The sequence below is a fragment of the Hydrogenophaga bisanensis genome, assembly GCF_042665135.1.
Lineage (GTDB): Bacteria > Pseudomonadota > Gammaproteobacteria > Burkholderiales > Burkholderiaceae_C > Hydrogenophaga > Hydrogenophaga bisanensis.
Map to the genome: position 1 here is coordinate 1 of NZ_JBHTBX010000013.1, position 12,892 is coordinate 12,892.

Sequence of the window (12,892 nt, forward strand, 5' to 3'; positions counted from 1 at the left end):
AACCGCCCGCGTGCCGTCCACGGCTTCTACCCGCCGATCGTCGTCTACCAGGCCATGTTGGACAAGCTCAATCAACCCAATTCCTCAATTCAATAAATCGGTGTTGCACTTGGTGCTTGACTCCGCCTGGATATAAAGTATGGCCACGATTTGGCTTCGATGCTCCTGTTGATGCAACAGACGTGCTTGAAGACCTTCGTTTCTCTAGTTACACATGCGTTCAAGAAGTTATCGCAAACGACGAAGCGTTGTGGGAAGAGCACGGGTCTCAGCGCATGATGCAGTTTGACCTTTCTGCTGGTAGCGCATCCTGGAGAAAACTGTTACCCTACGTAGCCCAGAAGCTCCAGATTCTGAGCAGCAACCATGACCAAACCCTACACAATCCGTCACCAGAAGGACGGCCTTAGACAGGCCGACCGGCGGGTTTTTGTCTTTGGTACTTCTCGCAAGCCTGTGGCCACGGTGAGCAAGGAAGCATGGACAAAGCTTTGCAACGAGGCTCGTGACCCGAAGAAGTCTGGTCGCTCATTTGCTGAGATCAAAGACGTCGCAACGATCCTTTGATCTTCAGGCTTGTGCTGCAGCGAGCACAGTGCAAGCCCACGTCAGACTTTCATCACCGGAATCTTGGCAGCCCCAGCCCTTGCGGCGAGGTCCTCGCCAAACACGGCTCCCGAGAAGACGATCACGCCATCAGGCTGGTAGTGCTCGATCATCCGCCGGTTCCGTTCGACGGCACCAAGCTCCTGGTGCGTGACCCAGTCGGCAGCGCAGCACGCCACACGCAACCCCTTCTCGGCCGCCCATTGGGCTGCAAACAACTCAGGCCCAGGTGTGCCACCGTGCACCAGCGCTGCGATCGACTTGTGGCGATTCACCCGCTCCAGCAGACCCAGAACGACATGCCGGCCTTTGATGGTGCGCGGGCCCACCACCGCGATCGTCAAGCCTTCGCTTATGGTCGAGTTCCGCTTCCAATGAACTACTCCACCCAAGCTTGCGCTTGGATGGAGTTTCTGGGCGCGGTTTGCGCGCCCGGGTCAGCTCCTGACCCGTTGTTGTCCCACCAGGCGCCTTCATAGGCATACCGCAGCATGGTGCGCGCGGCGTTCTCGTCGCGCTCATGGTCTGCGCCGCAGGCGCAGCGCCAGCGGCGCTCATCCAGCCGTTTGGGGCTGGCCGCTCCACAGCAGTGACAGCGCTGGGTCGGCTTGACCGCGCGGGTGGGGATTTCGATGAACTTCGAACCAGCCTCTTCCGCTTTGTACCGAAGTTTTTGGAGGAAGCCGCCGGGGGCGGCGTCCAACAGGGAACGGTTCAGGCCCGCCTTGGCCGCCGCTCCGTTGGGCAGAAACTGCGGCTCATCGGCCGCGGCGCCTTCGTTGGGGCGCGCCTTGGGCGCGCGCACCAGGTTGGCCAGGGCCAGCTCCTCGGTCACGATGAGGCCGAAGCGCGCGACCAGGCGCGCGCTGAGCTGGTGATAGAAGTCGTGGCGCTGCCGCGCCACCTGGCTGTGAAGCCGCCGGCGCCGGGCGTAGGCCCGCAGCAGCGCGCAGGTGGGCTTGGCGTTCCTGGGAGCTTTGGCCTCCAGCGCGCTGATGACGCGCTGGGTCTCCTGAATGGCCTGGAGCTTGCGCTTGAGCCAGCGCGGGTTTTCCACCGTCTGGACCTCTCCGGCCATCGGGTCCCCGACCACCTGCGTGAGCAGCGTGGCCAGGCCGAAGTCGAACGCCATGCTCTGTTGCCCGCCAGGGCGGGCAACGGCCGTCTCGGCCACCTCAAAGGTCACGCTCAGGTACCACTTGTGGCCCTGGCGCAGGACTTCTGCGGTCTTGGGCACGCCCTCGAAGCGGGCGCGCCCCCGCAGCGAGACGGTGCCGATGGCGCTCAGGCGAACGGCGCCAAAACCTTCGGCCTTGCGCAACAGTGTCCAGCCGTCGCCGTGGGCCTTGTAGCCCCAGCCGGGGTAGCGCTCGATGCTCTTGAAGCGCGGATAGCCCGGCGTCTGGCCGGCGGCCAGGCGCCGAAAGAACGCGTCGAACGCGCGCACCAGGCGCTCGCCGGTGACCTGGACCGACTGGGCCGTGGTGCGCTGGGCCATCCAGCCTTGCTTGTTGCGCACGGCCTTGGTCGCCTCGTTCACGCTGGTGCGGTTGAAGGCGGGCAGGCCCGCCTTGTGGCGCAGCCGCGCAGTCTCCAGCAGCGTGTTGTACAGCTTGCAGTGCGCCGCCAGGGTGCGTCCCAACGCCGCCTCCTGGGCGGCGTTGGGGTACAAACGGAAGGTGGCCTTGCGGCGGACGGCGGTCACTTGGTTGTCGAAACGGATGCGTCTAACCGATAGCGAGCTTCTTTATGCCACAACAAGTGTTCAAGACCCTCTACCACTGTACTTATTCGCTCCAGTACCACTTGGTTGTTGTGACAAAGTATCGGAGAAAGTGCCTGGCGGGCGCAATGCTCGCCGAGCTGCGGGAGATATGCGAGCGCCAGCTACAGCTCAAGGAAGAGCAGTACATCCAGCAGCAAAGCGCTCCTCACTAGGACAAGCGTTGCGCCCCTTCACCTCCCACCAAATGCCGCCTGCGGCGTCACTTGGAAGGAGCACTGGGGCGCGTTTGGGTAGAGTTCCTGCTCACCTGACATATGTATATTTATACAGCCTCAGACACACCAGAGAGCAGCATGGTTGCTTTTTCATACTGGCAGCGCAACAGCCCATCCAAGTGACCTCGCGACTGCCACGAGACAGTTGGACGCTTCCGCACGGGCGAATCCTCGCTCAATAGGCTCTGTTTTCGTTGTTGATTTCGCGTGCGCGCGTGGGACGCTAGTCGCATCAACTCGACTATTTCGTTGCCATGCAATTGGATCAGCAAGAGCCCCCAAGACCCCAGCGCGAGCTACAGGACTGGGTCCATCACCTTCACGACTACCGCCAGCTCAAGGAATCCACCGACTGGGACGGAATGACGCCGCGTGGTCATCCCCTCGAAAAATGGGTCCAGAAGCAGCGCACCCTGTACAACCAGGGCAAGCTCATGGCTTGGAAAAAGAGGATGCTGGAGGACGCCGGCTTTGATTTCGTGGCACCCAGGACAGCCAAGGTTCCGACCGACGTCGACTATGCCCACCAGCTTGTGGCCTTCTACAAAGAGCATGGCCACTACGCGCCCACCCAGACGGTTGGCGGTGCGGGCCTGACGAAATGGTGGACCGAGTTCCGCCAGACCAAGGGCGCGCGGGGTCTGGCCTCCGGCGACGCAGCGAGCGCCCGCGAAGCCCACAAGGTCCTCAAGAAGCAGATCCCGGGCTTTACCTTCGACGCCCCCACCAAGGCAGAGATCAACCGAGCTTCTGGTCGATCGTTCAACGGCTTCCTGCCCGCCCAGAGAACCCCACCGGTGGATCTGATGATCCATGCCAGGATGCACGAGACACCGCGCGCTCTCTGGAACAGCTACAACTCGCTCACCGGTCAGACTGGCGAACTGGGCGCTCTGCGGACCCTGCTGCGGCGGGCAGAGCTCTTTGGCCAAGTGCTGCGCGTCGACGTTGACTGCAATGATGGCGTCAAGCAAGGCTGGCTCACCGGCCTGGACGTCCAGATGCTCGATGCCATGCACGCAGTCACCTGCATGGTCTCTCCCAGGCCCCAGGCGATCGCCGCTATTGCCCTGACGCTGACCGACTGTCATCGAAGTGAGCTTGTCTATCTGGCGTCGGGCAGCCGCTGCGGCGCACTCTTCACCGACACGGAAGGTCGACAGATCGTGATCAGCTACGACGCGGTGCTGGCGGATCAGTCCTCCTGCCTGGCCATCACGAGCACGTCCTTCAAACGGGTGGGTTCATGCGCCTACCAGCTCACCCCCCAGCCTTGGGTACTGCAGGACCTGCTGGAAGGCCGTGCACGCCGACTGACTCACCTGACTACGGCCAACAAGCGCTTCTACGACAACCTGAATGTGCTCGTCGACTGGACCGATCAAGCCAAGGGCGCCGGCACGCCACACGTCGTCTGGAACAGCGAGCGCAACAGCCTGTTCAAGTTCCTGGAACACATGGTCCGCAAGATGGAGCAAGGCCTGATGAACTTCTCGCACACCGAGCAGCTTCGACAGGTCAATGCCACCTGGGGGCGCGATCGCAGGGCCTTGAGCGACATGTTCGGACCTGTCCTTCACCCTCTCGACCATGAGCCGCTGTGATACTGCAGCGATGAAGACCATGCCCGCCCCATCCAGGATCTCCCCTCCCCCGGCCCGGTCAGCCATGCTCAGCGCATGCCGGACTTACCGGTACAGCCTTTGGCGCAGCTGGGCAGAGTCACCGTCCAAGCATGCCCCATATGTCTTGTTCATCGGTCTCAATCCGAGCACGGCTGACGAGAACGCCGATGACCCGACCGTGCGCCGGTGCGTGGGTTTCGCAAGGTCATGGGGATACAGCGCCGTTTGCATGGCCAACCTCTTCGCTTTCCGGGCCACGGATCCGGGCGCTATGAAGCGGGCCGAGGACCCCGTCGGCCCACGAAACAACCGATACCTTCGCGATCTGGCTGCGAATGCCGACCTGGTGGTGGCCGCCTGGGGAACTCATGGTTCCTTCATGGGCAGAGACCAGCAGGTCCGCGCCATGCTCCCGAAGCTGCACTGCTTGCGGCTGACACAGCGTGGTCATCCGGCGCATCCGCTCTATCTCCCCCAATCGCTGACGCCCGTTCCGTGGGAGTCAGGATCGCCCTGACGCATCGCACCTGAGCCCAATCTATTCCATCCTCATGCACACCGAACAACAGCAGTACACCCAGTACCCCTTCAAGGCTGCATACGATGACTTGTCCGAGGCCGGTGTATGGCTCAAGTCACTCTGTGCTGACCACAAGTCTCCGGAACGCATCCAGGTCACCGCTCAAGTGCAGATCGACCAAGCCTTGTTCCACATCAACCGGGCTATCGAGACTCTTGGCGACGTTGGCATGACCTGCAACCTGGTCGGCCACGATGAGCTTGAGTCCGTTGGCCGTGCCCCGGTGGTCGACATCGCCATCAGGGACGATCAGGCGCTCGACGCCGCACAGGCTCTCGAAGCAGCCGCGCGGACGCTTCGCAGGGCATGGCTCGACAGCGCGGATGATCGACTACCCGCGGATACGGTGGCCCGCCTTATGCTTGTGCTACCCACCCAGTTCGGTGATCGCCTGATTGCCGAGGGCGTGATGCCACCGGCGGGCAGCCCTCACATGGTCCATTGAGTCGGCATTCAGACTTGCGCCGCAGGACATCTGTGAGAGCCTGGTGATCATCCTGTCGGAGAACACACATGCAAGGCACAGCGACCACCACCCTGTTTGAAGAGCCCCATCGCCCTGGCAAGGTCTACCCCGCCGGCGCCCGCTACTCGGAGGCCACCTATTACGACGTGGCCACCGATCGGTTCGTCCACGGGTTCCAGGTGTTCACCCAGCACGCGCCCGATGGATCGCCCACCGGGCGCCAGACGTTTCTGGACAACCAGGGCAACCTGTGCAGTCTGGCGCTGGCCGAGGCAAAGCGCAAGGAAGCGACTCAGGCGGCAGCCGAGGACCTCCTGAATGGGCTGCAGGATCTGGTGGACATCATCGAGGCTGCGGGCCTGATGAACCTCACCCGTGCTGTCGTGCTCGGACCCACCGTGTGGTACGTCAAAGCCAGCGATCGCCTGGCCAATGCCAAGGCGCTCATCCAACGAGCCGCTGGCCAACCATCGACCTGATGGATCTCGCCGAGAATCTGCACTGAACCATTTTTTCGACAATCAGAGGGATCACACATGCGACTGTTTCTGGCCATCTTTTTGCCCTGGCTTCAGTTCTTCACGATCGGCAGGCCGTTTGCCGGCATCGCCTGCCTGCTGTTGCAGATCACCATCATCGGGTGGTTGCCTGCCGCCATCTGGTCGGTGTACGCTCTGAGCCAGTACAAGACCGACAAGAAGATCGAGAAAGCTCTGCGCCAAGCAGGCACCAGCAACGGCAACTGAAGAACACCTGAACCTCCCTTCCGGGCTCTCTCCTCCCTTGTGCCCGGGATTTGCGCCTCGACAAGTCGAGGCTTTTTTTTAGCTCGACCACTCAACGACCGGGTCAAGCTCACTTCGAGCACAGCATGATCACAATCGACTCCCGCGAAACTCGCAGCTCGATCCCAGGGTTGCTGAACAATCTGGGCATACCCACCGAGATCGCTGAAATGGCGGCTGGCGACTACCGGCTTGGACCGTTCCTGGTCGAGCGCAAGACGGCCAACGACCTCGTGGCATCCATCATGGACGGGCGGCTGTTCGAGCAGGCCGAGGCGATCTGCCTGAGCGCTGAACGGCCCATGCTCCTGATCGAGGGCGACCTCAAAGCGGTTGCCTCAGCCATCGACTACGAGTCGCTCCTGGGCGCGGTCTCTGCGCTGAGCATCTTCTGGGAGATCCAGGTGATGCACCTGCCCTCTTCGGACAGCAGCGCGCGACTGCTGGCCAGGATGCACAAGCACCTCACCGAGGGCCTGGGCTATGAAGTCGCCACGCGGGTTGCCAAGCCCCGGGTGGCACCCGATGGGGCCATGTCCCAGTACCTCGTGTCTGGTCTGCCTGGTGTCGGTCCAGAGTTGGCCAGGCGACTGGTGATGCACTTCGGATCTGCTGGCGCGGTCTTTGCGGCTTCTGAGAAGGATCTGTGCAGCGTCAAAGGGATTGGCACCGGCACAGCCCGAAAGATCGTGGAAAGTTTGCAGCTGCGACCCAGTAACTTTCGGACAACGAAGGCCGCGCCAAGCGTTGAATTGCGATGATCAGCTATCCCCAAACCCAGTCAGAGCTAATCAAGTTGGCCCGGGGCGACATGTCGCAGGTCGAGTTCGCGCGTCTTCTTGGCTGTGATCGGTCTTGCTTGTCTCGCTATGAAAGAGAAGTGCTGGGCGCCCCACCGCATGTGATCAGCAAGTGCCTTCAAATAGTTGCCGCATCGCTGGCAGGACAGCGACTGCAATGGCAGCCCTTTGGTAAGGCGATTTCGCATCTGCGTCAAGCAATGGCCGAGCTGGAGCAGTTACAGGCGGCTTCGTCGCGGGGAGTTAAATGATGATGAAGCCGCTGTATTGACCCATACCTTAACGCCCCTACTCTTTCGTGGATTCTCAGCCCAGGCGCTGGACGAAGCGCCAACCACCGGTCGACCCGGTCGAGTCCAACAGCATCGAAAGCGAGGCTTTTGTCAGCAGTTGCGCTCTTTTAATGTCATCGAACCGGATATTCCCCACCAAATCAGGGCATCTCCACCAATCTCATCGCTCATCTTGTAGTGCCCCCACGTTCGCGAGGCTTCTCCACCCGGTGGACCGGCAACTGTGCTGTCTGCATTGTTGGAGCACCCCAGCATTCGAAAGGCTTCTCCACCCAAGCTTGACCTCGCCCCTCATGTCATCGAGTTGGAGCGCCCCCACGTTCGCGGGGCTTCTCCACCTGGATTTGTGATGTTTGCAGAGGATGCTGACCTTGGAGCGCCCCCACGTTCGCTGGGCTTATCCACCGCTCTTGGCCAACAGTTGCACCACAGCGCTCTTGGAGCGCCCCCACGTTCGCGGGGCTTCTCCACCGACACCAGGGGCGAGGTCAAGATTGGCTTTCTTGGAGCGCCCCCACGTTCGCGGGGCTTCTCCATCTTCGCCGCAAAGGCATATCGAGCAAGGTGTTGGAGCACCCCAGCATTCGAAAGGCTTCTCGCCACCCATTCGAGTCCAACAGCATCGAAAAACGAGGCTTTTGTCAGCAGTTGCGCTCTTTTAATGTCATCGAACCGGATATTCCCCACCAAATCAGGGCATCTCCACCAATCTCATCGCTCATCTTGTAGCGCCCCCACGTTCGCGGGGCTTCTCCACCGAAACATATCGCTTCTCCAATCTCCTGCTTGTTGGAGTACCCCAGCGTTTGAGAGGCTTCTCCACCAGGGAAGCACACGTCTCGTCAACTCCGGATGTTGGAGCACCCCAGCGTTTGAGAGGCTTCTCCACCCGCATCGCCACAGACATTGATCAAAACCTCGTTGGAGCACCCCAGCGTTTGAGAGGCTTCTCCACGCCAGTCTGTTGCAACTTCGGGCAACCGAAGGTTGGAGCACCCCAGCGTTTGAGAGGCTTCTCCACCCTTGCAGGCCAAATTTGGGCCGCTCATGACTTGGAGTACCCCAGCGTTTGAGAGGCTTCTCCACCGTTTTTTGCCCGGTCAGGGCAGCGTCTGATGTTGGAGCACTCCAGCGTTTGAGAGGCTTCTCCACCTGCGCACAGTCTATCAGGATCTTTCCGTAGTGTTGGAGCGCCCCTGCGTTCGCGAGGCTTCTCCACCCACGCGTACCAGCAAATGCTGCGACGCTTCGTTGGAGCGCCCCCACGTTCGCGAGGCTTCTCCACCGCAGCCGTTTTCCATCCGGCAGTGGGTTCAGTTGGAGCGCCCCTACCTTCGTGAGGCTTCTCCACCATTCCCCATAAACAGTCACCTACGGCTGTGGTTGGAGCGCCCCTGCGTTCGCGAGGCTTCTCCACCGTGAAGCCACCCAACACAGGTAGCGACTCCGTTGGAGTACCCCAGCGTTTGAGAGGATTCTCCACCAAGAGAGAGGAGGGCAACCATCCCCCTGCGTTGGAGTACCCCAGCGTTTGAGAGGCTTCTCCACCCTCATGGTGCATCTCCCTCTCTCGAAAGATGTTGGAGCACCCCAGCGTTTGAGAGGCTTCTCCACCTCACACATCGCAACAGAACTACCTTGCATAGTTGGAGCACCCCAGCGTTTGAGAGGCTTCTCCACCCGCTCCTCGCGTTGTATCACCCGCAGGTCTGTTGGAGCACCCCAGCGTTTGAGAGGCTTCTCCACCATCCAGAGAATCAGCGATTCCCCAGCTATGGTTGGAGCACCCCAGCGTTTGAGAGGCTTCTCCACCTGGTGAATATGGGGTGAGATGGGCATCTCCGTTGGAGTACCCCAGCGTTTGAGAGGCTTCTCCACCAGAACTCGCAAAAGGACCACAGTCAGTTGGGTTGGAGTACCCCAGCGTTTGAGAGGCTTCTCCACCGATGCTGCTGAACTGAAGTGCCCGACGACTGTTGGAGCACCCCAGCGTTTGAGAGGCTTCTCCACCTGATCCGTGATAAGTGATTATCACACAACGACAATCTTCAGTCCACTGGCACAAAAACCGGTTCAAACCCAGTTCGCTGCCAGTAGGGACTTTGTAGTTTTCCCATGACCATAACATGCGAGTCCGACAGGTGTTCGCTTCCCACTGGCAACGGCCTGCGCATCCACTTTGAGCGCGCCTGCTCATCCACAGTGACCGTCGCAGCACGAACGGCACCGAAGTCCTTGTGATGCAGTTTGCCAATGTGCGTGATCCACGGGACCAGTCCCTCGAAGACCGCCATGTCATCGACCATTGCCCATGCACGAATGGCCTTGACCCAGCGGATGCTCACGAACATCGACCCCGCTTTCGTCGTCCCCCTGGCGCTGTCAAAAGCAGGTCGCTTCTTCAGAACGCCATCGCCCCATGCTACGGCATAGGGCTCCAGCTTCTGGCGCTTGATGTAGTGCAGCGGCTCTGCTTCGCTGGCCCACTCAACGTCAAGCTCACTGGCCATGGGGCACCAGCTTTGCCCAACACGATGGATCTGCAGCCCGTGCTGATGCTGTTCAGACCACTCCTGCAGACTGCCGTTGAATTTGGCACGCTCAACGGCCGCCCAGGAGAGGAGCGCATCGAGCGTCTTGACGCCTGCGTACACCACCATCGGCGTGCGCAAGTCGAAGTCGACTCGAACGGGTGTGCTCATGCCGCCTCCTGCTCTTCCTCGTACAGCTTCTTGAGGTAGTCAGTCACGGCATCCGAGTAGGCCTGCAGTGTCTTGGGCGCGACCTCATGCAAGTAGTCCTTGCCTGCCATGACGGCCTGAACCAGTGCGCTGGATTGATCGTCTGAGATACCTGCCACCTCGTAGCCCTCATCGCGGGAGAGGAACAAGGGCGAGCCATTGTCCAGAGGACGATTGGTGCGTGGATCGACCTCGATGATCCTGCTGGCGTTGCAGATGAACTGGCCAAGTCCGCGGCTTACCTTGCCGCCGATCTGACCTTCCTGCAGCATGCGCTGGAAGGCCAAGACCATCAGCCCCAATTGCGCTGGCGTTGCCGCGTTGACCCGCACCCGCAGCGCGAAGGACATGCCCGTATTCACCGTCTCGATGGAGCTGAGCGTGCGCAGATCCCGCTTCTTGTCCGCCTCGACGAACTCTCCCGCTGCCTTTGCCGCGCGTTGCGCTGCTTTGGATGCCTTGGTCGATTCAGCCTCGGCTGCCTTGGCTTGCGCAAAGCTCACAAGATCATCCATCGCGATCACTTCGGTCAGGTAGGGAGACCTCATCTCGCGGACGGTGTCCTTGCGCACGATGGCCAGGGCACTGGTCATCTGACGGGTCCACTTGAGGTCGGGCAAAGCCTCAGTGGGCAGCAGCTCTGGTGACATCAACATGCCGCGCGTGAGCTGCACCAGGGGCCATCCAGTGGAGATCACCGCATTGGAGGACAGCATGAAGGAAGTGCCGCCAAAGTTGGAGAGAAACGCGTCCTTTCGGGCCAGCATCACGATCTGCGCCGTCGCGTCTGAGGCGTTGATGTCGTTTGTGGCACTGCCCGTGGTCATCATGTTGAACACGTCGGTTGTGATCTGAAGGCCTCGTTCCTTGAAACTCTCGAAGACCAAGCCTGCGGCCAGATTTCGCAACTTGCCGGTGATGGAGGAAGCGGGAATCACAGGCAGGTCCACGCCTGTCTGCCCCGCCGCCCTATCGCCATCGTCCGATTCGGAGACGCCGACATCGACCATCACCCTGTGGGTCCGGGTCAGCGTGCACTGAAGGCCTGGCGACGAAGGTCCACCGTCGTAGCGGACGATGCGGGGACGCCCGCCGTCAAAAACATAGCGTCCCTTCTCTGCTGCTGCGATGTTCATCGGCGAGGTCAGGGTGATGTCGGCAGCAAGGATGAAGCGGCCTGGAAATTGCTTGCTCATGTTGGGTACTCCTTGAGGTTGTTCGGTTCGATCAGTCGGTGTGTGTCGCGACGCGCAAAAGCGCCTCAGGCCTCTTGCTCAGTGGCAGTTTTGCTGAAAAGCTCCTGTCCGCAGCGCAGGGGTGGCGCCTCAGGCTCCACGGGCTTGGCTTTGAGGATGGACGCCAGCGCCACGAGCTCACCGGGCTTGAGCTCGTGCAAATCCTGCACAGCGCGCTCGCACTCGGGGTATTTGGCGGCCAGCTCCAGCGCCGTCTCCGAAAGCCGGCCGTGTCCGCCGGGTGTTGCCTTGTAGGCGTCTCGGGCCAAGCGCACAAAAGGACTGAAGGGGATCTTTTTGTAGCCGGCCGCCTGTGCTGTGTCTCGCAAGACCTGGGCAGCCGCCACCGCCCTGGCTATCGCGGCGGTGCGCACGGGCGCCGTCACCCCGTCAAAGTTGGCCATGATCAGCCGCTTGTCCAGTGTCACCGGCGTCTGCCAGAGGTAGTGGAAAGCCCCGGTCGTGCTGGAGTTGATGATCACCACAAACGGCGGCTGCGGCGGCGTGAGCCACAGCCACGACCGGTTGGCGTCCGTGCCGATCGAGTAACACCCCTTGGGGGTGATGACCACCCGCTGAAAGGCACGCAGTGTCGTCTGCTCGATCACCCGCTCACACCAGCCGCAGATGTGATCGGTCTCCTCCATCCACTCGAAGTTGGTGAAGGTCTTGCTGACCTTGCGCGGCACGGCCGGCGTTCCGTGAATGATCGGGCGCCCGCACATCGCGCAATGGGTGTCGGCGCCACTGTGGGGAGCGCCGACGGGCTCAAGGCCACCGGCCAGGCAGGCGATCTCGGAGGGGTAGAAAGGGCTGATATGGCTCACGAGGGATCCGCCTCCGTGTTTTCACCGGCCAGGGCCAGGCGGCGGATGTCGGTGCGCCGCGAACGCTGCAGCAAGCCGCACCCCTCGATGCGTCCGCGGCCCGCCCACCACAGTCCCTGGATGTCGGCCTTGGCGGTAAAGTCCACATCCCGCAGCATCACTCGCAGACCCTGGGTACCCGTCGACCGCACAGCCGTGTGCCCATCGCCGACCGCCACGCACTCGATGCCCAGGCGCAGTTTGAACTGGGAGCGCAGTGTCCAGTTGGTCCTGGGGTCCTCGGAGCCCACCATGGATTCGAGCCACTCACCGATGTCACCCCCGAGCTCATCGCCCTGATCCATCAGGAAACAGGCCTGTTCCCAGAGCGCATTACCCAGCAGATGCGCCAGCCGAAACTTCGCGTTCTCTGACCACTGCCCGTTGTTGGTACTGGCGCTGCGCCACCAGTACGAATCGACACGGGTTTTGCCCACCACCAAGCGTCGCATGTAGTACCGCAGCGGCATCCTGGAGTAGCTCAGTGCGTGCTCTCCCGACCTGTCGACAACCTGCACCGGGCACTGCAGCTCACGAATGAGCGCCGCCTGCAGCAAGTAGCCCCGCTGGGTCAGCACCTCGCAGGCGTCCTGACCGATGGCAGACAAGCGCAGGCTGTCTCGGTTCAGGCCAAAAGAGACGCTTGGAAAGCGATCACTCAGCACCGTCTGATCGTCGGCATAGCCGAATATCCAGGACGGCAGGCCCACGTCGTACTTGGTGTTGAGCGCGGCAACCATCTTGCGAAAGGCTGTCTCGTTGGGCTGGCCCCGAGGGAAAAGTGACCGAAGCCTCTCCCCCAGTGCGATGTCGAGCTGCATGTGCATGGAAGTACCTCCTTGTGGTCAGGGTCTGGTTTCTAGTTTATATTCATTCCATCATCACTCATGGGAA

The 12,892-nt window shown here is 61.2% G+C and carries 15 protein-coding genes; 9 read left to right on the forward strand and 6 right to left on the reverse strand.

Features of this window, described 5'->3' with window-relative positions; genetic code table 11:
• Positions 1-366: 366 nt before the first annotated feature.
• On the forward strand, positions 367-567 hold the full coding sequence (locus tag ACFQNJ_RS16060; RefSeq protein WP_382259380.1) for a hypothetical protein: 201 nt from the start codon (positions 367-369) through the stop codon (positions 565-567).
• Positions 568-608: 41 nt separating this feature from the next.
• Here the strand turns inward: ACFQNJ_RS16060 and ACFQNJ_RS16065 are convergent, their stop codons facing one another.
• Positions 609-935, reverse strand: coding sequence for an SLOG family protein (locus tag ACFQNJ_RS16065; protein WP_382259382.1), 327 nt, complete (start codon positions 933-935; stop codon positions 609-611).
• A gap of 50 nt (positions 936-985) precedes the next feature.
• Positions 986-2,311, reverse strand: coding sequence for an RNA-guided endonuclease InsQ/TnpB family protein (locus ACFQNJ_RS16070; RefSeq protein WP_382259384.1), 1,326 nt, complete (start codon positions 2,309-2,311; stop codon positions 986-988).
• Positions 2,312-2,355: 44 nt separating this feature from the next.
• Here ACFQNJ_RS16070 and ACFQNJ_RS16075 point away from each other — a divergent pair, with 44 nt between their 5' ends.
• The 8 genes from ACFQNJ_RS16075 (at position 2,356) to ACFQNJ_RS16110 (ending at position 7,114) form a co-directional block, all read left to right on the forward strand.
• Positions 2,356-2,544 (forward strand): transposase, encoded by a 189-nt coding sequence (locus tag ACFQNJ_RS16075; RefSeq protein ID WP_382259385.1) that lies wholly within the window; start codon positions 2,356-2,358, stop codon positions 2,542-2,544.
• A 317-nt stretch (positions 2,545-2,861) separates the two neighbouring features.
• Entirely contained in the window at positions 2,862-4,211 is a 1,350-nt protein-coding gene (locus ACFQNJ_RS16080; protein WP_382259387.1) for a helicase associated domain-containing protein, read from the forward strand.
• A 64-nt stretch (positions 4,212-4,275) separates the two neighbouring features.
• The gene (locus tag ACFQNJ_RS16085) at positions 4,276-4,749 is read left to right on the forward strand and encodes a DUF1643 domain-containing protein (RefSeq protein ID WP_382259527.1); all 474 of its coding nucleotides are present in this window, start codon (positions 4,276-4,278) and stop codon (positions 4,747-4,749) included.
• A gap of 34 nt (positions 4,750-4,783) precedes the next feature.
• A complete protein-coding gene (locus ACFQNJ_RS16090; protein ID WP_382259389.1) occupies positions 4,784-5,257 on the forward strand; it encodes a hypothetical protein in 474 nt (157 codons plus the stop codon).
• A 68-nt stretch (positions 5,258-5,325) separates the two neighbouring features.
• The gene (locus ACFQNJ_RS16095; protein ID WP_382259391.1) at positions 5,326-5,757 is read left to right on the forward strand and encodes a hypothetical protein; all 432 of its coding nucleotides are present in this window, start codon (positions 5,326-5,328) and stop codon (positions 5,755-5,757) included.
• A gap of 57 nt (positions 5,758-5,814) precedes the next feature.
• Positions 5,815-6,024 carry a YqaE/Pmp3 family membrane protein gene (locus tag ACFQNJ_RS16100; RefSeq protein ID WP_382259393.1) on the forward strand — a complete coding sequence of 70 codons (210 nt, stop codon included), beginning with the start codon at positions 5,815-5,817 and terminating at the stop codon, positions 6,022-6,024.
• Positions 6,025-6,149: 125 nt separating this feature from the next.
• On the forward strand, positions 6,150-6,824 hold the full coding sequence (locus tag ACFQNJ_RS16105) for an ERCC4 domain-containing protein (protein WP_382259395.1): 675 nt from the start codon (positions 6,150-6,152) through the stop codon (positions 6,822-6,824).
• Positions 6,821-7,114 (forward strand): transcriptional regulator, encoded by a 294-nt coding sequence (locus ACFQNJ_RS16110; protein ID WP_382259397.1) that lies wholly within the window; start codon positions 6,821-6,823, stop codon positions 7,112-7,114. Before ACFQNJ_RS16105 ends, ACFQNJ_RS16110 begins: the two co-directional genes overlap by 4 nt.
• Positions 7,115-9,204: 2,090 nt before the next feature.
• Here the strand turns inward: ACFQNJ_RS16110 and ACFQNJ_RS16115 are convergent.
• From ACFQNJ_RS16115 to ACFQNJ_RS16130, 4 genes are all read right to left on the reverse strand, one after another.
• Positions 9,205-9,858, reverse strand: a complete 654-nt coding sequence (locus tag ACFQNJ_RS16115; RefSeq protein WP_382259399.1) for a hypothetical protein — start codon at positions 9,856-9,858, stop codon at positions 9,205-9,207.
• Positions 9,855-11,093 carry a type IV CRISPR-associated protein Csf2 gene (gene csf2, locus ACFQNJ_RS16120; protein WP_382259401.1) on the reverse strand — a complete coding sequence of 413 codons (1,239 nt, stop codon included), beginning with the start codon at positions 11,091-11,093 and terminating at the stop codon, positions 9,855-9,857. The genes ACFQNJ_RS16115 and csf2 overlap by 4 nt, the downstream gene beginning before the upstream one ends.
• A 65-nt stretch (positions 11,094-11,158) precedes the next feature.
• Positions 11,159-11,959: a type IV CRISPR-associated protein Csf1 gene (gene csf1, locus ACFQNJ_RS16125; RefSeq protein WP_382259402.1), complete on the reverse strand. Its 801-nt coding sequence runs from the start codon at positions 11,957-11,959 to the stop codon at positions 11,159-11,161.
• The gene (locus tag ACFQNJ_RS16130; protein WP_382259404.1) at positions 11,956-12,825 is read right to left on the reverse strand and encodes a hypothetical protein; all 870 of its coding nucleotides are present in this window, start codon (positions 12,823-12,825) and stop codon (positions 11,956-11,958) included. The genes csf1 and ACFQNJ_RS16130 overlap by 4 nt, the downstream gene beginning before the upstream one ends.
• Positions 12,826-12,892: the final 67 nt, after the last annotated feature.